Source organism: Micromonospora siamensis (assembly GCF_900090305.1).
GTDB lineage: Bacteria > Actinomycetota > Actinomycetes > Mycobacteriales > Micromonosporaceae > Micromonospora > Micromonospora siamensis.
This window is the reverse complement of record NZ_LT607751.1, coordinates 2,848,283-2,867,344: the sequence shown is the minus strand read 5'-3', so window position 1 is coordinate 2,867,344 and position 19,062 is coordinate 2,848,283. Positions and strand designations below refer to the sequence as shown.

Below are 19,062 nucleotides of genomic sequence, written 5' to 3'. Positions count from 1 at the left end.
AAAAGAAAAAATGGCACGCCTTGACAGTCACTGCCGCGAGGGAAGGGAGGGCAGCTACACCGACAGCCGCTCGGCACCGGCCACGGTACCGTGCGGCCCGACCCTCTCCCCCTGAACCGAGCGGACAGCCTGCGCGTAACCGACCACGGCGGACGGCCACATGACAACCAAGTAGGCGAGACAGGCTCCCGCAGGAATGCCGACGACCCCGATATGTCGCAACAGGAGATACTTCAAGACGATCGACAGGACCAGGAAGCCCGCCCAACCACGGATTTGATGTTTCATCATCCCGGTAGCGGTCTGCACGACGAAGAGCGGCGTAACCATCGCCGAGACAACCGCCCAGAGAGCCAGTCCACCCAACAACGGCAGGGGAACCGAGGAATCGTCCACCGCGCTCACCCAGACACGCAGAAGGTCTCGCCCAAAGACGACCAGCAGCAGCCCGGCACCGCCGACGCCGAAAGTGTAAAGGAGGATCATGTGACGAATGCCGCGACGGACCCGTGCGACATCACCTCGAGCCAACGCGCCGCCGACGGCGGGCCAGATGGCCAGGTTCATGACGGTGACAAACACGTTCAGCAGAGCGAAGAGCTTAGCGACGACAACGTATGCGCCTGCGGCGGCGAGGCCAAGCGTTCGCGCGATCAACGGACTGTCGACGTTGAGGGCGATTGACCAGAGCAGCGAGAGGAGACAGAATTTCAGGCCCAGCCTCAGGAGCCTGCGGGCCGCATTCCGGTCGGCATTCGCCAGCCGCGGCCGGAGAGGCCTGTTCCAGACAGCGAAGTAGAGAAATGTGTTAATAAGATTCATCAACGGTATGGCCGCGACCGCTACCGCGACGACGACGACATACCCCAGATCCATAGCTACGCCGGCCAGGACGGCCAGGCCTGACACGACGGCACTCAAGGCCTGCCAGCCGTTACTCAGCGCGGCCTTTCCCTGGGCGTACTGGATGCGATGAATTATGGTCAACGGAACGTTGGCGGCGAGGAGACCGAAGCAGATGAGAACCAGCATCGGCACTTGGCCCGCCAGCCGGGGATCGTCGACACCGAGCAGTTCCGCCCACGGAACGGTGCGGCTAGCCAGCGCCACGATCGCCAGCAGCACGAGCGCGCTCGCCCCGAGGACGGTGTAGGCACTGGCGATCTCCCGCGCCTTCTCCTGATCCGTCCGGGCGTGGTAACTCAGCCGAGTGAGCAACCCGTCGCTCAGCCCAAGATCGGCGAACACTCCCATGCCGGTCAGTGCCGTGACCGCCATCCAGAGCCCGTACCGCTCGGCGCCCATGTAGGTGAAGGCCACCGGCGTGATGATCAGTGGGGCAAGGAAGCCAATCCCTTTGCCGGCCACCGCGGTCAGCACGTTGACGAGGACACGCCGCTCTCCGGCGGCGATCGGCAGCAGGTTCTGCAGAGCGCGCAAGCGTCGTCCGCCCCCGGCCGGACCTGTTTGCGAAGCCGGGCGGGGTGCCGCTGCTCCACTCGTCGTCCTCGTCATACCACCGCTGTTTTGGTCGATCAAGGCAGGCCGGTCCGAGCGGTGACGATCTGCACTGGTATTCCCCGTTCTGTCGGCTCGCCCTCGCATGCGGCTGTTCAGGGCCCTAGATTGCCGCGCCCCGGCCCTCCACTCGGTGAACGAGCCAGGGCAGCCGGAGTTGCCGGCCGACTCTCGAAAGCCCGAACTTGATGACGGTCAGAGCACGAAGGCGTCGGTCCAGAGGGCGCCGGAGCGCCCCGACAAAGCGTCCTGCATGGCCACCGCCTGCCCGTCGGTGAGCTGGGCGACGAAGTCGACGATGGCCCGTCCGCGGGCCTTGCCGATCCGGTCCGGGGTACGCGGGTGCAGCTCCGCCTCGGCCAGCTCCACCAGGTCGTGCAGCCGGCGCGGCAGCCGGGACGACTCCTCCGGGTCCAGCAGCCACTCCCAGAGCGCCTCGACCAGGGTGCCGAGCAGCCGGGCCTGACCGCGCTGGTGCAGGGCCAGGTCGGGGCGGGCCAGCACGAACCGGTGGTGGACGAACTTGAGCACCTGCACCTCGTGCCACTGGGCGTCGGCCAGCAGCACGTGCCCGGAGCGGACGTTCGGATCGGTGGTCACCCGGATCGACTCGACGAACCGGGTGGACCAGCGGGCGGAGAAGCGGGCCACGTACTGCTCGGCCTCGATCGAGCCGTCGAACGGCGAGGCGAGTAGCCCCTCGACCAGCTCCTGCCGGACGTGTTCCACGGCGGCGGCGAACGCCTCGTCGTCGGCGATCCAGGCGTCCTTGCGGTGCAGCTGGCGGCGCAGCCGTTCGATCGCCGCGCCCGGCCGCCGGCCACCGGAGTCCAGGCCACCGTCGGTGGCGGTGCGGAGGTGCCCGACGTCGCGCTGCCAGGCCATCAGCTCGGCCGCCACCGCACCCTGCTGGAGCACCCCGACCCGGTAGAAGTCCTCCACGTCGTGGATGGCGTACGCGATGTCGTCGGCGGTGTCCATGATCGACGCCTCGACGGTCTGCTGCCAGTCGGCGATCCGCCCGGCGAACGGCTCCCGGGCCTGCCGCAGGTCGTCCAGCTCGGTGCGGTACGCCCCGAACTTCGACGAGCCGCTCTCCGGGTCGTCCGGCGGCGGGGTCGCGCCACGGGGCGGCGGGTCCATGGTGCGCGGGTGCGGGTCCGGGTGATCCAGCCGGGTCCACGGGTACTTCAGCATCGCCGCGCGGACCGCGGCGGTGAGGTCGAGCCCGGTGGTGGCCGCGCCGCGGATCTCGGTGCTGGTGACGATCCGGTACGACTGCGCGTTGCCCTCGAACCCGTCGGTGAGCCCGAGCCGCTGCCGGGCCAGCCGGTCCAGGACCCGCTCCCCCAGGTGCCCGAAGGGCGGATGCCCCAGATCGTGGGCGAGGGCCGCCGCCTCCACCACGTCGGGGTCGCAGCCGCCCAGCTTCTCCAGGACGGCGCGTACCTGCTCGTCGGCGGTGAGTCGTTCGGCGATGGCCCGGGCCACCTGCGCCACCTTGAGGCTGTGGGTGAGCCGGTTGTGCACCAGCAGGCCCGAGCCACCCGGGCTGATCACCTGGGTGACACCGTTGAGGCGGGCGAAGAAGGGTGACCCGACGATCCGGTCCCGGTCGGCGCGGAACGGGCCGGTGGCGAGGTCGCCGAGCGCCCGGGCGCTGCCGCCGAAGAGCCGTCGGGCCCGCGGATCCGCAGGTTGTTCCATGATCGCCACGATAGCCGGACGGGAGGCGTCTGGAAGGGGCCCTTCCCCGCGCGGCGGCGGGGGGCGGCAGAATCGGGCACGGAACCCAGAGCGAAGGCGGATCAAGATCGTGACCCAGTCTGTTCACCAGCGCATCGCCGACGAGCTCGGCGTCGCCGAACGCCAGGTGCGGGCGGCCGTGGAGCTGCTCGACGGCGGCGCCACCGTGCCGTTCATCGCCCGCTACCGCAAGGAGGCCACCGGCCTGCTCGACGACGCGCAACTGCGCACCCTCGAGGAGCGGCTGCGCTACCTGCGCGAGCTGGACGAGCGGCGGGCCGCGGTGCTGGAGTCGATCCGCGGCCAGGGCAAGCTCGACGAGGCCCTGGAAGCGCAGATCATGGCGGCCGACTCGAAGTCCCGGCTGGAGGACATCTACCTTCCGTACAAGCCCAAGCGGCGGACCCGGGCGCAGATCGCCCGCGAGGCCGGGCTGGAGCCGCTCGCGGACACCCTGCTCACCGACCCGACGCAGGACCCCCGGGGCACCGCCGCCGGGTTCGTCGACGCCGACAAGGGCGTGGCCGACGCCGCCGCCGCGCTGGAGGGCGCCCGGCACATCCTGATCGAGCGGTTCGCCGAGGACGCCGACCTGATCGGCACGCTGCGCGAGCAGATGTGGTCGCGGGGCCGGCTGGTCTCCCGGGTACGCGACGGCCAGGAGAGCGCCGGCGCCAAGTTCGCCGACTACTTCGACTTCGCCGAGCCGTACCCGAAGCTGCCGTCGCACCGGATCCTGGCCATGCTCCGGGGCGAGAAGGAGGGCGTGCTCGACCTGACCATGGACCCGGAGCCCGAGGGCGACTCCGACGCCGTGGTCACCGGCCCGACCCGGTACGAGGCCGCGATCGCCGGGCGCTTCGGCGTCAGCGACCAGGGCCGGCCGGCCGACAGGTGGCTGGCGGACACGGTGCGCTGGGCGTGGCGTACCCGGATCCTGATCCACCTCGGCGCCGACCTGCGGATGCGGCTGTGGCAGGCGGCCGAGGAGGAGGCCGTCCGGGTCTTCGCCACCAACCTGCGCGACCTGCTGCTCGCCGCGCCAGCCGGCACCCGGGCCACGATGGGCCTGGACCCGGGCCTGCGCACCGGGGTGAAGGTGGCCGTGGTCGACGCGACCGGCAAGGTGGTGGCCACCGACACGATCTATCCGCACGAGCCGCGCCGGCAGTGGGACGCCTCGATCGACACCCTGGCGAAGCTGGCCGGCGCGCACGGCGTCGAGCTGGTCGCCATCGGCAACGGCACCGCCAGCCGGGAGACCGACAAGCTCGCCGCCGACCTGATCAAGCGGCACCCGGAGCTGAAGCTGACCAAGGTGATGGTCTCCGAGGCCGGGGCGTCGGTCTACTCCGCGTCCGCGTACGCCTCCCAGGAGCTGCCCGGGCTGGACGTCTCGCTGCGCGGCGCGGTCTCCATCGCCCGGCGCCTCCAGGACCCGCTCGCCGAGCTGGTGAAGATCGACCCGCGCTCGATCGGCGTCGGGCAGTACCAGCACGACCTGTCCGAGGTGAAGCTGTCCCGGTCGCTCGACGCGGTCGTCGAGGACTGCGTCAACGCGGTCGGCGTGGACGTCAACACCGCCTCCGCGCCGCTGCTCACCCGGGTCTCCGGGATCGGCGCCGGGCTGGCCGAGAACATCGTGCTGCACCGGGACGCCAACGGCCCGTTCCGCACCCGCTCGGAGCTGAAGAAGGTGGCCCGGCTGGGGCCGAAGGCGTTCGAGCAGTGCGCCGGCTTCCTGCGCATCCCCGGCGGCGACGACCCGCTGGACTCCTCCAGCGTGCACCCCGAGGCGTACCCGGTGGTGCGGCGGATCCTGGCCAGCACCGGGCAGGACCTGCGCGCGGTCATCGGGAGGTCGGCGATCCTGCGCGGGCTGCGGGCCACCGACTTCGTCGACGACAAGTTCGGCCTGCCCACCGTCACCGACATCCTGGCCGAGCTGGAGAAGCCGGGTCGCGACCCGCGGCCGGAGTTCCGCACCGCGACGTTCGTCGAGGGCGTGGAGAAGATCGGCGACCTGACACCGGGCATGCTGCTGGAGGGCGTGGTGACCAACGTGGCCGCGTTCGGGGCCTTCGTCGACGTGGGCGTCCACCAGGACGGCCTGGTGCACGTCTCGGCGATGTCGCACACCTTCGTGAAGGATCCGCGCGACGTGGTGAAGTCCGGTGACGTGGTCCGGGTCAAGGTGCTCGACGTGGACGCGGCCCGTAAGCGGATCTCGCTGACCCTGCGGCTGGACGACGAGACGCCCGCCGACGGTGGCCGACCCCAGGGCGGCGGTGGTCGCCGCGAGCGCGGCCCCCGGCCGGATCAGGGTGCCGCCGCCCGCGGTGACCGGGCCGGCGCGAGCGGCGGCGACCGCGGCACGCGCGGTGGCCCCCGGGCCGGGCAGGACGGCTCGCGCGGCGGGCAGGGCGGCTCGGGCTCACGCGGTGGGCGGGGCGGCACCGCGGGCGGCGACCGCGGCGGGTCCCCGCAGCGCCAGGGCCGGGGCACGGCCGCGCCGGCCAACAGCGAGATGGCGGAGGCACTGCGGCGGGCCGGACTCGCCTGAGCCGGGCCCGCTGCGGCGGCCTGGCCGGTGCGTCGGGCGGGCCCGGCGGCCCGAACGGTGCATCAGGCGGGTCCGGCGGCCTGACCGGTGCGTCGGCGGGCCTGGCGGCCGGTCGCATCGCTCGACGGACGCTACGGACCTGAGGGCGTGAACGACTCACGGCGCTGAGTCGTCCACGCTCTCAGGTCGGTAGTGGTCGACTGGCGGGCCCGGCCGCCGCCACGGCTCGCGGGACCCGCCCGCTCCGGGGACAGTCGTGGACGCCGGGACCGCCGGCCGGGCGCAGCCGCCGTGACGCGGCATCCGCGTCGCGCGTACCGTCGGGTGCGTGGGTGAGGACGACGGCCGCGAGTGGCGGGAGCGGCAGCGCCACGCGGTACGCGCGCACGCCGACGCGGACGCCCGGCAGCGCGCGACCGAGCAGGCGGAGGCGGCCGAGCTGGTCGCCGGGTTCGCCGCCGAGGCGACCTGGCGCGGGCTGCGCGCCGAGCGGCTCACGGCGGCGTCCTACGACGGGCGCGGCCGTTACCGCACCGGGCTCACCGGCTGGTACGTCGACCGGGCCCGGAGCCGCGCGGTCGACACCGCGGGACGCTTCTATCTGCTGACCGTGCCGGCCAGCCTGCGGTCCCGACTGCTCGGCGCCAGCCCCGAGCCCGCCCCGCCGCCGCTGGTGGTCGGCCGGGGCGGTCGGGACGGCGAGTCGATGCCGCTGGCGACGCTGCTCAGCCTGCGTCTCGAGGCGGGCGACGACTGGCGGTGACCCCAGCCGGCGGCCGGTCCGTCCGCTGACGTGGCACGCCGCCGTTGCCCCTGCGCTCGACCCGCCGCCACCAGAGCAGCTGCACCACCAGGGTGAGCAGGCCGGCCAGCACGATCGCCGCCAGGTTGATCACCAGCTGGAGCGCGGAGCCGGCCGCCTCGTGCCACACCCCGTAGGCCGCCGCCACCGCCACGTTGGCCGCGGCCGGCACGGTGGTCACCGAGATCAGCACTCCGACCAGGGAACCCGACTTCTTCGAGGTCAGGGAGAGCATGCCGGCGATCCCGGCCAGGATGCCCACCACCCAGGAGAGCGCGTCGGGACGCCAGATGAAGTCGGTCAGCGGCCGGTCGGCGAGCAGCATCTCCCGGCTGACCAGGCCGGTCGCGGTGAGCGCCCAGGTGCTCAGCACGGTCGCGACCATGGCGACCGGGAAACCGACCACCAGCGCCTTGATCGAGCGGCCGATGATGTCGGGCTGCCGGCGCAGCAGCGCCACGCAGAGCGCCGCCAGCGGCCCGAACTCCGGGCCGACAACCATCGCGCCGACGATCAGGATCGGCTGGTCCAGCAGCACGCCGACGCCGGCGATCATCGTGGCCACGATGATCAGCGCCAGGAACGTGCCGGTGAGCACGGTCTGCTCGCCCGTCTTCGCGGCGATCTCGTCCCAGACCACGGCGTCCTCGCCATGGCCAGGAGCAGCCTCGGCGGCCCGGTCGGCGGCGGCGGAGAGCGTCATGTCCACGTCGTCGGCGGCGATCGCCCCGCGTGCCTCCACGCCCAACCGCTGAAGGTGCCGCAGCACGCCGTCGGCGCTCTCCCGGACCACGTCGCAGGTGATGAGGTCGCCGGCCGGCTGGCGGGCGGCGCCCGGCAGGACCACCAGATGGGTCACGCCGGGATCGGCCGCCAACAGGTCGGCGACCGCTGACGACTGGTCAGCCGGTGCGATCACCCTCAGATGCAGCATGGCCCTCCCGTCGCCCGATGCGCTGTGGAGGAACCCTACTGCGCGCGCGACGCCGGTCCCCCCACCCCCGGTTCCGGCTCCGAAACGGGCGGGGCCGTGTCCTGTCGGGCGTTCCGCAGGTTGATCCGGACGGATCCGCCCCTCAACAAACCGAACGCACGGTTACGCCAGGTTTGGGCGTGGTACATGTTTTATGTTGTTTTAACAGTAGATGACGGGAGGTCGGAGCGGTGCCGGTGACCGGTGTGGTGGTTGCGCCTCCCCGTCCCCCGCGAGAGTTCCGCAGGGACCGCGGAAAGCGGATCGTGGACGTGGCCATGGCCGCCCTGCTGCTGGTGCTCGCCGCACCGGTGATCGCGGCGGTCGCGTTGCTGGTTGCCGTGGGGCTGGGCCGACCGGTGCTGTTCCGCCAACGCCGCACCGGCCTGCACGGCCGGTGCTTCGACGTGGTCAAGTTCCGCACCATGCTGCCGATGGACCCGAGCCGTGGACTGCTCGACGACGCCGCCCGGCTGACCGCCTTCGGGAAGTGGCTGCGCGCGACCAGTCTGGACGAACTGCCCAGCCTCTGGAACGTGTTGCGCGGCGACATGAGCCTGGTCGGACCGCGCCCGCTGCTCCCCGAATACCTGGACCGGTACTCCCCGTGGCAGGCCCGCCGGCACGAGGTCCGGCCCGGTGTCACCGGGCTGTCCCAGGTGCGCGGACGCAACAGCCTGAGCTGGGAGGAGAAGCTCGACCTCGACGTCGAGTACGTGGACACCCGCAGCCTCCGACTGGATCTGGCGATCCTGCTCGACACCGTCCGGACCGTGCTGCGACGAGAGGGGATCTCCGCGGCCGGTCACGTCACCGCTCCGGAATTCCTCGGCACGCCGGCCCACCCGGTGCGGATCGAACCGGGGCACGGCGTGACCGCCCGCACCGAAGGAGCGCGATGAGCCGGACCATCCATCTGTCCCCACCCGACGTCGGACCGCTGGAGGAGTCGTACCTGACAGCTGCCCTCAGGTCGGGGTGGATCGCGCCGGTCGGTCCGGAACTCGACGCGTTCGAGCGGGAGATGGCCGCGCGTGTCGGCACCCACGGAGCGGTCGCGGTGGGCTCCGGCACCGCCGCCCTGCACCTGGCCCTGCTGGCCGTGGGAGTCAGGCCGGGCGACGTGGTCGTCGTCCCGACGCTGACCTTCGTGGCCACCGCGAACGCGGTGCGGTACGCCGGTGCCCGGCCGGTCTTCGTGGACTGCGACCCGCACACCGGCAACCTCGACGTCACCCTGGTCGAGCGACTCCTGGAGCGCCAGCACGAACGCGGCCAGCGGGTCGGAGCGGTCGTGCCGGTGGACCTCTTCGGCGCCTGCGCCGACTACCCGGCCCTGCTGCCGGTCTGTGACCGCTTCGGAGTGCCCGTGGTGGAGGACGCCGCCGAGGCCCTCGGCTCCACCCAGGCTGGGCAGGCGGCCGGGTCGTTCGGCCGCGTGGGTGTCCTCTCGTTCAACGGCAACAAGATCCTGACCACCTCCGGCGGCGGAATGCTGCTCTCCGACGACGCGGAACTGCTGGCCCGCTGCCGGTATCTCGCCACCCAGGCCCGCCAACCCGTGGCCCACTACGAGCACACCGAGATCGGCTACAACTACCGGCTGAGCAACCTGCTCGCCGCGCTCGGGTTGGCCCAGCTGCGCCGCCTCGACGGAATGGTCTCCCGACGCCGGCACCTACGGGAACGGTACGAGAAACTGTTCGCGCCGGTGCCCGGCGTACGGGTGCTTGCCGGCGACGACCGGGCGGCCAACTGCTGGCTGACCACCGTTGTGGTGGACCAGGCGCAGACCGGCTGGCGGGCCGAGCAACTCGGGGCCTTCCTCCGCGAACGGGACATCGAGACCCGGCCGGTGTTCAAGCCGATGCACCTGCAACCCGTGTACGCCGAGGCGGAGGCGCTGCTGACCGGCGCGGCGGAGGCGTTGTTCGCGACCGGGCTGACGTTGCCCAGCGGGTCGGCGATGACCGAGGCGGACACAGCCCGGGTCTTCGCAGCTGTCGAAACCTTCGTCGCCGCTCGCGACCAGCACGTCGCCCAGCCGGCCTGACGAAAGACGCGCGTCAACCGCCTCTGGAGGAAGCCGATGGCACGAAGCGCTCTGCGCACGATCGCCGCGGACACCCGCGCCCTTGGCCCGTCTGCGCCCGTTCGAGCGGCGTACGAGGCGTCCAAGCGCAGTGGATTCCACGCCGTCCTGTTCCGCGGAAAGGTGCGCCGCTACCACCCGGCCGTCCCGGTGCACCTGACCGGTCTGCTGCCGCACGGCGAAGCGGCTCGGCAGCGCTGCCTGGACGACGCCGGCAGCGTGCTCGGACAGGGCCTGCGCGCCTTCGGACAGCGGGTGAGGACCGGGGGGTCCGCGCCGTGGTCCACCGACCCGCTGACCGGGCGGCAATGGCCGGAGCTCGAGCCGTGGTGGCGGATCGACATCCGCTCCGACGCTCGACTGTCAGACGTCAAGCACACCTGGGAGGTTGCTCGCCACCGTGACCTGGTGGTATTGGCCCGCGCCGCCCACCTCGACCCGACCGGGCCATGGCTGGACGGGCTCACCGGCCTGTTGCGGTCCTGGTGCGAGCAGTCGCCACCGGAGCGGGGAGTGAACTGGTACTCCAGCCTCGAACTCGCCCTACGGGCCATCGCATGGAGCCAGATTCTGGTACTGGCGGGCGAGCGACTACCCCGTGAGCTGGTGGTCACCATGGAGCGGCTGCTACTGGCCAGCGCCCGCCACCTGACGGTTGAGCTGCCCTACACGATGAGCAGCATGCGCAACAACCACATGCTCGGCGATGCACTCGGGCTGATCGTGCTGTCACGGATGTTCCCCACCGTTCGACGGGCGCGCTGGTGGGGGCTCGCCGGCGAGCGGATGTTCGCGGCCCAGCTTCGCCGGCACGTGGCCGCCGACGGCCGGATGATCGAGGACTCCCTGTCGTACCACCGGTTCGTCCTCGAGATGCTCATCGTGCGGGTGCTGTTGGGCGAGGCGCCGGCCGGCGTACGACATGACCTTCACGCGGCTAGCCGCCACCTGATACGGCTCGGTGTGTTCGACGGTGAGATCCCACAGTACGGCGACTGGGACGAGGGGCGCGTGCTCGCGTCCTCCGGCGACCCGCTCGACGTGGCCGGTTCGGTCGCACTCGGCCTCGTGTTGTGCGGCGATCGGGTGCCGACCCGGTGGTACGCCGACTTCGACGAGCTGGCGTGGTACGCGCCCGAGCCGCCCGAGGCGGGCGACCTCGCCCCGACCGTCCGCACCCCGGCCGTGACGGCCTCGGGAGGCATCGCTCGAGTCAAGCGGGGGCCGTGGCGAGTTTGGTTCAAGGTGGACGCTGGCCCTTCGCACGGCCACGCCGACCTGACCTCGGTCTGGATCAGACACGGTGACCGGTGGCTGGTCGCCGACCCGGGCACCGGCACGTACAACGGCCCGTTGGAGGTGCGCAACGGGCTGCGCACCTCGGCCGCCCACCCGGTGCGCCGGCCGGATGGCCGCGACCAGCTCGTACCGCACCGGGCGTTCCGCTGGCTCAACAGCGGCCGCGGCCATCTGGGGGAACCGCTCATCCTGCCCGGGCAGACCGTCCTCTTCGGCTGGCACGACGCGTACGCGCGAGGTGAGCGCCCGGTACGAGTTGGCCGCGCCGTCGTGGTGGCCGACCGGTACGTGGCGGTCGTCGAGTTCGCCGACCGGTCCACTGCCGTCGGGTCGTGGTCGCTGACCGTCCCACTGCACCCCGACGTCCTGCTGGACGGCGACACCATGACCGTCGGCGAGAGCAAGGTCGGCCTCTTCGGTCTGGCCGGCCACTCGACGGTACGCGGCCGGTCCACGCCGTTCGCGGGCTGGTACAGCCGGACCTACGGCCGCTGGGAGCCGGCGACCTGGATCACCGCCGAGAGCCGGGCCGCCACCACCGTGTGGGGACTCGGCACCGCACCAGGTCTGCGGGGCGGACCGGACGACCTCGACGGGCTCCGGTTCGCAGTGACCTGGAGTCGAACCGGGGCGTGCCTGGCCGTCACCCACACCGATTCAGGGCAGGTCCACCACGTGCGAGCGCCACGATGACCCGACGCAGCGTCCTCGTCCTCAACCACTTTGCCGTGCCCCGGGGCCAGCCGGGAGGCACCCGGCACGTGGAGCTGTTCAGCCGGCTGCCTGGCTGGTCGTCAGTGATCATCGCGGCTCGCCGGAACCTGACGACCGGGCTGCCGCAACGCGCGGAGCCCGGATTTCACCCGGTCGCCGTGACCCCGTACCGGGGAAACGGCCTGGGACGAGTGTTCAACTGGGCTAGTTTCGCGGTCACCGCGACAGCAGCCGGTCTGCGGCAGCCCCGCCCGGACGTGGTGTACGCCTCCTCACCGCATCTACTGGCCGGTCTGGCCGGCTGGATCGTGGCCGCCCTGCGGTCAGCGCCGCTCGTCCTGGAGGTCCGGGACCTGTGGCCGCGCGTGCTGGTTGACATGGGAACTCTGGCGGAGGAGTCGTCGGCGTACCGGATGCTGGAGCGCTTGGAGCGGTTCCTGTACCGGCGGGCCGACCGGGTGGTGATCATGGCCCCGGGCGTGCGGGCGACGATCGAGGCCAAGGGCGTGGCGCCCGAGAGGATCGCCTTCATTCCCAACGCGGCCGACCCTGAGGATTTCGTGCCCGGCGCTGCCCGCGACACTTTGCGGCAGCACTACGGGTTCACCCGCCGCACCGCCGTCTACGCCGGGGCGCACGGTCCCGCCAACGGGCTCGATTTGCTTCTCGATGCAGCCAGGGCGGTCCCTGAACTGGACGTCGTGCTGGTGGGATCGGGTGCCGAGAAGCCGCGTCTGCAGACGGCGGCGGCTGAAATCCGCAATGTTCGATTCCTTGACCCGGTACCGAAGACCGAGATGCCCGACCTGCTTCACGCCGCGGACGTCGGCGTGCATGTACTCGCCGACGTGAAATTGTTCCGTATCGGCGTCAGCCCGAACAAGGTGTTCGACTACATGGCCGCCGGGCTGCCGATCGTCACCAACTCCCCGGGGACCGTCGGTGATCTCGTCATGAGCACCGGTGCAGGTCTTGTGACGCCGCCGACTGACCTGGCCCATGGTCTCGGTCAGGTGGCCCAGGCCAGTACCGACGAGTTGGCGAAGATGGGCACGACCGGGCGGCGGTGGATCGGGGAGAACCAGTCGCGCCGGGCGATGACGGCTGCTCTCGCCAGCCTGCTCACCTCAGTTGTCGATACAGCGGCGGATGAGCCGGACTGACCGCCGCCGGCCCCGGCGCTGTGGTGCTGCGTACGCCTGACCTCGGTCGAGCAGGCGGCAGGGAGCCGTGCGTCGACTTGCCCGGTGGGTCTGGTCAAAAGCTCACGCCGGTGGGCCCGCCTGACCAGCCAGCTGCCGGTCCGGCCTCGAGCGGCGGCATCCTCCAAGGCGGGGCCGGCACCGGTCCGCCGCTGCGTACTGAGGCCGCGATCTCCAGCAGGTACGTCGCTGCGGCCGGCGCAGAGGCGCGATGCGCCGCCCAGGAACGGATGTCCGCCCGCCGTCCCGGGTCCACCGGGCCCTCATCCAGATGATGAAGCAACGCGCGACGCAGGGAATCGAGCGACAGCGCCGAGAAGACGCTCCCCCGGGCGCCGCCGGCCACGAGGGCAGCAGAGCCCGCGGCGTCACTGACGATGGCGGGCGTGCCGGCGCCGAGGGCCTCGTTCACCACCGCCCCCCAGCCGTCGTACCGGCTCGGCAGGACCAGCACGTCGGAGGCCGCCAATAGGACGTTGACCTCATGGTTGGGCAACACACCGTGCCATCGCACGCGATCACCGACATGAAGCTCGTCCGCCAGCCGAGTCAGTTCGTCGTGCCGGGGTCCCGTACCTACGACGTCGAGACGCCAGTCCCGGTCCCGCAGAACGGAGAGCGCTTTCAGGGCCCAGTTCAGGCGCTTGTTTCCATCAAGCCGCCCCACGAAGACGAGCCGCACCGGGCCGGTACCGCCGGCACCCGCACCCACATCCGGATACTTACACGCGTCGGCCACGTCGAGAAAGTAGCCAAACTCGAAGACCCGTGACGCTCCGAATCCAATCCGCCGGTACTGCTCGACGCCAGCCCGGCCACATGCCAGCACCCCGTCTACCGTGCCCCGGTGTCGCAGCCGCGCGAAGCGATACTTGACATCCCGTAGCAGCGACTCGGGCCACGGCTCGACGTAGACGAGGCTGACCGAGCCACCGGCGCGCCGGGACGGGGCGAGGCGCACCATTGATCCGGTCGTCTGCGGGTAGGCGCCCAGCCCGGAGAAAACGTGCATCGCCGAATCGGCGGAGGCTTCTTCCAGTCGCCTGCGCTCGGCGGCGGACGGGGCGACGATGACCGTGCTGTCGCCGTAATCAGGCATGGTCCAGCCAGCACCCAGTCGCCGCTGGTCCAAAGGTGCCTCGATCACCACTACACTCGGTGTGCCGAGCACGTCCCCGACAGACCGGATCAGCGCCGTCTGATGGATCGAGGGACAGTTCTGCCAGAAGATCGCACGCTTCATGCGGTGCTCCCGAGGGGATGCCGGACTAGAGAGCTAGCGGTCGGCGCCGCGCGCTTCGGAAGCGTCCTGGCGCCCGTTTCGACCAGGGAGAGCCAGGTCAGCGCTACGAGGAGCGAAATCGGGCTCATCGAGGCCAACGCCCACGGCTCGAAGTTGGAGTGCAGCACCACGCCCAAGGCGAGCGCGAAAGTGGCCGGTCCCGATTTCCAACTGGACCAGAGGAAGGCGACGCAGATCATCAGAATGAGGCATATTGCCAGCAGCCCGCCTTGAACGAATGCCGTCAGCACGGCGCTACCGTTCGCGGCATAGGCGTTGTGGATGCCCAGCCCGGCGAGGGAGTCGGCTCGCATCAGCTCCATTACCTCCCGAATGCCCACCTCACGGGAGTTGTTGGTGCGGTAGAGGGTCAGGTCGGCGGCGGACGCGTTACGCAGGCTCCAGAAAAAGGGTGCGGCCGCCAAGGCCACCACCGGCAACGCCAACCGGCGGGCGCGTCCCGCGTTGACCACGGCGCCCACGACGAGCGCAAGCAGCAGTGACAGGGCGCTGCCCCGGCTCGCTGTCCAGACGATCGCCGCACCGCCCAACACAGCTCCAGCCGACGTCAACGGCCAGGAGCGCTTGCGCAGCACGACCGTCGCAACCAGGAGCAGGCCGTATACACCCAGCAGGTTCGCATTGGCCGTGACGCCCCTCAACCGCTCGCCGACCACGGCGACGTCCGGTGCCACAAGGCCGAGCACGAGGGACGCGGCGACCGTCAGCATCAGCACCGCGACGAGAGCCGCGTCGAGCGCCCGGGGTGACACGTACCTCGCGGCCAACAGCAGGTACGCGGCGGTCGTTAGCAGCCCGAGGATACCCACCGCCAGCGCCCGGGCCTCGCCGAACGGCAGGGTGGCTGCGAGCAGGTAACCCGTCATTCCGATCAGGTACAGCTCCATCAGAGGGCGAGCCGGGCGGAGCCGGCGGCCGTACCACTTGGCCGTCCGCAGCATGCCGGAGGCAACACCTGCAACGAGCAAGAGGACCGCGGCAATCCGGACGACGTCCTGAAAAGGCGCCAGTTGTTCGAGCGAGACGGCGCAGGCCAGGCACAGCACCAGTGACACTCCGCACACCCATGTCTCACTGCTGTCTAGCAGGAAAATCAGGAGCAGGACGAGCAGGGTGCACACGACGGCACCCAGCAGGAGGCTGGTTCCCGCCGCCGCACCGGCCGCAGCGGCGCAGAACATCATGGCTACCACCGCCGGAACGCCCCGGACATCGACTAACATGCGCGCCCGCCCCTCAGTGCGCCGGCGACGCCCGGCGCGATCGTCGGTGCGACGATCTTCCCCGCTAGCCTTGCCAGGAGCTCGTCCATGAGTACCGGACTGGGAATCTGACGTCGAGCCCATGCCTGGTACGCGGCGAGCACTCCGCTCCGCAGGGCCCGCAGCTCCTGTGGGGAGCAGCGGGCCAGCAACGACAGGTGCCGAGCGAAACCGTCAGTGTCGTACCACGGCAACGCGACGCCACCGGCCTCGCGGACGAGTTCGGTCCACTGGGTTGCGTCGGAGATCACCGGGCACAGTCCTGCGGCCATCGCCTCTCGGATGGCATGCCCGAAGTTCTCCCCCTTGGTCGGCAGAAGGAAGACGTGCCCCCAGACGAGCGCGGCAGCCGCCTGTTCATGCGGCACCGCACCCAGGAATTCCACCCGGATGTGCCCCGGCAACCGCGCGGCCAGGTCCTGGCAGTGACGGTGGTAAGCCTCGTCCGCCGCCGGGCCGATCACCCGCAGATGTACCGGCTCGGTCATCAGGGCCAACGCAGCGAGTGCGCCAGCGAGGTTCTTGTGCGGGTGGACCCGCGAGAAGAAACAGACCCGCAGCGGGCCGGCGGGTTCTGGGTCGCGCGGCGGCTCGACGTCGAAGCGCTCGTCCGGGTCGAACGCGTCCTGCACCAGCTCGATGCGGCGGGCTGGCAAGAAGCGGCGGGCGCTGTCCACCTCCTCGGCAGAGGTGCAGTGGATTGCCGCCTCGACCCTGGCTAGCAGGAGCTGCATGACGCGCAGCCCCGCTCGTTTGCGCCACGCCTTGGGGCCGAGCGCACCGGCGAGCAGTTCACCGCGCGGTGCGAGCAGCACCGGCCTGCGGGCCAGGACGCCCAGACAGATCAGCAGCAGTGGCACCATCGTGAACGGCCGGTTCCAGAGGCTGTTGAAGTAATAGATGTCGTACCCCGGCCGGACGAAGCGGCGCAGCGCCCGCAGGTAGGCCAGCGGGCGGGTGATGTCGACGTACATCACCCTGCGCCCCTGGAACTCGACGAGGTGGCCGGGTCGCGCGACGGAGAACGGTTGCGGGTCGCCCGCGTCCCTGTCGCGGGTGAACACCGTGTAAGTGACACCGGAAGTCCGGGCTGCGGTGATCGCCGACAGGCTGCGGATCGGTCCACCCGATCGGTAGGCGGGGATGAAGTGACCGACGAAGACACCTACGCGGACGCTGTCCGGCCGACCAGACCTATACATCCGCGCCACCATCACGCGCGTAGCGAACGAGCTGCCGAACAGCCCTGTCGGATACCTCTAGCAGACGATCCGCCTGGATGTACGGGGCATGCCTTGGAGTGGACTTGTACCCGAGTTTCGCCGCATGCTCCTGGTGCCAGGGGATAAAGACCGTCCCGCGGCTTGGTACGGATGCCCCGTTCACGAGGCATACCCGGCGGTCACGTCACCCACCTGCGTAGGAAGGCGCGACGGTTGCGCGTCGACACCGGCCAGGGCGGCGACCACGGACAGGGCGGCCCTCGTCGAACCGAAGGACGCGGCGAGCTCCCGCTGGTCGGACACCGGCTTAGCGACCGCCGTTCGTACGTGGGTGAGCAGTTCTCGGTGCCCTTTGCCCCCTGCGGACAGCTTCGCCTCCCGCCCGTCGATCTCCAGACGCCGGAAGTCGTCGATCACAACGGTGTGTCCCCGGCCGAGGATCTCCAGCCGCTCCTTCGAGGTGCTCCGGTGCCCACGCGTGCAGTACGTGATCGTCGCCGTGGAACCGTCCGGGTAGCCGAGCAGGACGTTGACGTCCTGCTCGAGTCCCGGCTCGCCACGCCCACTGCCGTACGCGTGCACGGCGGCAGGCTGTCCACCCACCAGCCAGGACGCGAGGTCGATGAAGTGGCACACCTCGCCGCGGATCCGACCGCCCTGCCGGCGGTCGTGGTACCAGTGCGTGTCGGGCAAAGTTCCGGCGTTGACTCGGTAGCTGATGCTCAGCGGCCCGACGTCGGCCGCCAGGACCCGCTTCGTGTGAGCGACCATGGGCGCGTGCCGGCGGTTGTAGCCGACGAACAGGTGGCCGGAGTTGCGGTCGTACGCTGCTCGGACCTGGTCGAGCTCGTCCTGGGTCAGCGCGAGCGGCTTTTCCACGAAGACGTGCTTGCCGGCGTCGAGCGCCCGCGCCACCAGGTCGGCGTGCGAGTCGTGGCGACTGAGGATGAACACCGTGTCGATGTCGTCGCGGGCCAGCAGGTCCGCGGCGGTCGGCAGGACGAGCGCGATGCCGTTGCGCTCCGCGGCGTGCCGGGCGGTCAAGCCCTTGGCCGAAGTGATGGCGGCGAGGTCGTCGGCCCAGCCGGCCGCCTTCAGCGCGGGCAGGAACGTCGCCTTGGCGTAGTTGCCGGCGCCGATCAGGCCGGCCCGGGGTCGTGGGGAGCGGCTGCGCGGTCGGACGGTGATCGCGTCCCGGGTCGGCTCGGCGGGAGCGGAGTAGCTGAGCTGCACCGCCAGCGCGCGGGGATCGGCGGCCAGCACGTCGTACGCCGCCGTTGCCTGATCCACCGGGAAGACGTGCGTGACCAGGTCGTCGACCGCGACCCGACCGCCGGCCACCAGGTCCAGGTACGCCTCGATGTTGCGCCTTGCCGTCCACCGGACGTGGCCGATCGGGTAGTCGACGCCCCAGTCCTCGTACGCCCGGTCGTGTCGGCCGGGCCCATAGCTGCGCGCGAAGCGGAGATCCAGCTCGCGCTCGTAGAAACCCCGGCGGTCGAGCTCCAGACCGACGTCCCCGACCACCACCAACCGGGCGCGGTCGCGGGCGATCTCGGTGCTGCGGGTCACCGGCTCCGACGAGCGGGTCGCGGCGGTGATCAGGACGGCGTCGACCCCCCGGCCGCGGGTCAGTTCCATGATCTGGTCCGTGGTCGCGGCACCGGCCTCCACCAGGCCGACCGCGCCGCCGCTGGCGGCCAGCTCGGCCGTCCAGTCCCGTAGGTCGATGCCGATGACGGTGAGGCCGGAGGCCAGCCCCAGGCGAACGGTCAGCTGTCCGACCAGACCGAGACCGACCACGGCGACCGACCCGCCCACGCCGACCTCGGCCTGCCGAAGGCCCTGCAGTGCGATGGCCGCGACCGCGCCGAACGCGGCGGCCTGGTCGGACACCGGCTCGGGGACGGGCACCGCGAGCAGGCCGGGCACCGCCTGGTACTCGGCATGCCCCACCGAGGCGGTGGCCACCCGCATCCCGGGCCGCAGTCCCTCGGTCGCGGCACCGGCGGCGACGACGACACCCGTCGCGCTGTACCCGAGGGGCATGTCCTCGTCGAGCCGGCTACGGACCGCGGCGACCGTCGAGCGGATGCCCGCCGTGCGCGCCCTGCTCACCACCTGGCGGACCAGATCGGGCCGCGCCCGGGCCTTGCGCAGCAGGCTCGCCGAGGCGAGCTCCCGCACGGCGCGTTCGGTTCCGGCAGAGAGCAGAGACCTGCGGGTGGCGACGAGCGTCTCGGTCGCGGCCGGCTCGGGCTGCGGAACCTCGACGACCCTCAGCTCGCCGTCGGACACCGACTGGACGATCTGCTTCACGGGGCGTGCCTGCCTTCGAAGAGAGGACATCGGGTACATGGCGGGC

Annotated in this window: 13 protein-coding genes; 6 read left to right on the top strand and 7 right to left on the bottom strand. The window is 71.1% G+C overall.

Features of this window, described 5'->3' with window-relative positions; all coding sequences use genetic code 11:
* Nucleotides 1–54: 54 nt before the first annotated feature.
* Nucleotides 55–1,440: a lipopolysaccharide biosynthesis protein gene (locus tag GA0074704_RS13150; protein ID WP_157743668.1), complete on the bottom strand. Its 1,386-nt coding sequence runs from the start codon at nucleotides 1,438–1,440 to the stop codon at nucleotides 55–57.
* Nucleotides 1,441–1,713: 273 nt separating this feature from the next.
* On the bottom strand, nucleotides 1,714–3,225 hold the full coding sequence (locus GA0074704_RS13145; RefSeq protein ID WP_088973652.1) for a deoxyguanosinetriphosphate triphosphohydrolase family protein: 1,512 nt from the start codon (nucleotides 3,223–3,225) through the stop codon (nucleotides 1,714–1,716).
* Nucleotides 3,226–3,334: 109 nt separating this feature from the next.
* Here GA0074704_RS13145 and GA0074704_RS13140 point away from each other — a divergent pair, with 109 nt between their 5' ends.
* Together GA0074704_RS13140 and GA0074704_RS13135 are read left to right on the top strand one after the other, a co-directional pair.
* Nucleotides 3,335–5,827: a Tex family protein gene (locus tag GA0074704_RS13140; RefSeq protein ID WP_088970772.1), complete on the top strand. Its 2,493-nt coding sequence runs from the start codon at nucleotides 3,335–3,337 to the stop codon at nucleotides 5,825–5,827.
* Between the two features lie 328 nt (nucleotides 5,828–6,155).
* Nucleotides 6,156–6,590 carry a hypothetical protein gene (locus tag GA0074704_RS13135; RefSeq protein ID WP_088970771.1) on the top strand — a complete coding sequence of 145 codons (435 nt, stop codon included), beginning with the start codon at nucleotides 6,156–6,158 and terminating at the stop codon, nucleotides 6,588–6,590.
* Here GA0074704_RS13135 and GA0074704_RS13130 read toward each other — a convergent pair.
* Entirely contained in the window at nucleotides 6,553–7,563 is a 1,011-nt protein-coding gene (locus tag GA0074704_RS13130; RefSeq protein WP_088970770.1) for a DUF389 domain-containing protein, read from the bottom strand. The genes GA0074704_RS13135 and GA0074704_RS13130 overlap by 38 nt on opposite strands.
* A gap of 305 nt (nucleotides 7,564–7,868) precedes the next feature.
* Between GA0074704_RS13130 and GA0074704_RS13125 the strand changes: the two genes are divergently transcribed.
* From GA0074704_RS13125 to GA0074704_RS13110, 4 genes are all read left to right on the top strand, one after another.
* Nucleotides 7,869–8,504, top strand: coding sequence for a sugar transferase (locus GA0074704_RS13125; protein ID WP_269458919.1), 636 nt, complete (start codon nucleotides 7,869–7,871; stop codon nucleotides 8,502–8,504).
* The gene (locus GA0074704_RS13120; protein WP_088970769.1) at nucleotides 8,501–9,655 is read left to right on the top strand and encodes an aminotransferase class I/II-fold pyridoxal phosphate-dependent enzyme; all 1,155 of its coding nucleotides are present in this window, start codon (nucleotides 8,501–8,503) and stop codon (nucleotides 9,653–9,655) included. The genes GA0074704_RS13125 and GA0074704_RS13120 overlap by 4 nt, the downstream gene beginning before the upstream one ends.
* Before the next feature lie 36 nt (nucleotides 9,656–9,691).
* Nucleotides 9,692–11,686 carry a heparinase II/III domain-containing protein gene (locus GA0074704_RS13115; protein ID WP_088970768.1) on the top strand — a complete coding sequence of 665 codons (1,995 nt, stop codon included), beginning with the start codon at nucleotides 9,692–9,694 and terminating at the stop codon, nucleotides 11,684–11,686.
* A gap of 68 nt (nucleotides 11,687–11,754) precedes the next feature.
* Nucleotides 11,755–12,870, top strand: a complete 1,116-nt coding sequence (locus tag GA0074704_RS13110) for a glycosyltransferase family 4 protein (protein WP_231926847.1) — start codon at nucleotides 11,755–11,757, stop codon at nucleotides 12,868–12,870.
* A 94-nt stretch (nucleotides 12,871–12,964) separates the two neighbouring features.
* Here the strand turns inward: GA0074704_RS13110 and GA0074704_RS13105 are convergent, their stop codons facing one another.
* The 4 genes from GA0074704_RS13105 to GA0074704_RS13090 form a co-directional block, all read right to left on the bottom strand.
* Nucleotides 12,965–14,152: a glycosyltransferase family 4 protein gene (locus GA0074704_RS13105; RefSeq protein ID WP_088970766.1), complete on the bottom strand. Its 1,188-nt coding sequence runs from the start codon at nucleotides 14,150–14,152 to the stop codon at nucleotides 12,965–12,967.
* The gene (locus GA0074704_RS13100; RefSeq protein WP_157743667.1) at nucleotides 14,149–15,435 is read right to left on the bottom strand and encodes a hypothetical protein; all 1,287 of its coding nucleotides are present in this window, start codon (nucleotides 15,433–15,435) and stop codon (nucleotides 14,149–14,151) included. Before GA0074704_RS13100 ends, GA0074704_RS13105 begins: the two co-directional genes overlap by 4 nt.
* Nucleotides 15,429–16,688: a glycosyltransferase gene (locus GA0074704_RS13095; protein WP_231926912.1), complete on the bottom strand. Its 1,260-nt coding sequence runs from the start codon at nucleotides 16,686–16,688 to the stop codon at nucleotides 15,429–15,431. The genes GA0074704_RS13100 and GA0074704_RS13095 overlap by 7 nt, the downstream gene beginning before the upstream one ends.
* Before the next feature lie 168 nt (nucleotides 16,689–16,856).
* Nucleotides 16,857–19,016: a Gfo/Idh/MocA family oxidoreductase gene (locus GA0074704_RS13090; RefSeq protein WP_088970763.1), complete on the bottom strand. Its 2,160-nt coding sequence runs from the start codon at nucleotides 19,014–19,016 to the stop codon at nucleotides 16,857–16,859.
* Between the last annotated feature and the right edge of the window lie 46 nt (nucleotides 19,017–19,062).

Excerpts from the sequence above, each read along its gene's own strand:
- GA0074704_RS13145 (WP_088973652.1), bottom strand. The coding sequence starts at position 3,225 with ATGGAACAACCTGCGGATCCGCGGGCCCGACGGCTCTTCGGCGGCAGC.
- GA0074704_RS13130 (WP_088970770.1), bottom strand. The coding sequence starts at position 7,563 with ATGCTGCATCTGAGGGTGATCGCACCGGCTGACCAGTCGTCAGCGGTC.
- GA0074704_RS13120 (WP_088970769.1), top strand. The coding sequence starts at position 8,501 with ATGAGCCGGACCATCCATCTGTCCCCACCCGACGTCGGACCGCTGGAG.
- GA0074704_RS13115 (WP_088970768.1), top strand. The coding sequence starts at position 9,692 with ATGGCACGAAGCGCTCTGCGCACGATCGCCGCGGACACCCGCGCCCTT.
- GA0074704_RS13105 (WP_088970766.1), bottom strand. The coding sequence starts at position 14,152 with ATGAAGCGTGCGATCTTCTGGCAGAACTGTCCCTCGATCCATCAGACG.
- GA0074704_RS13100 (WP_157743667.1), bottom strand. The coding sequence starts at position 15,435 with ATGTTAGTCGATGTCCGGGGCGTTCCGGCGGTGGTAGCCATGATGTTC.
- GA0074704_RS13095 (WP_231926912.1), bottom strand. The coding sequence starts at position 16,688 with ATGGTGGCGCGGATGTATAGGTCTGGTCGGCCGGACAGCGTCCGCGTA.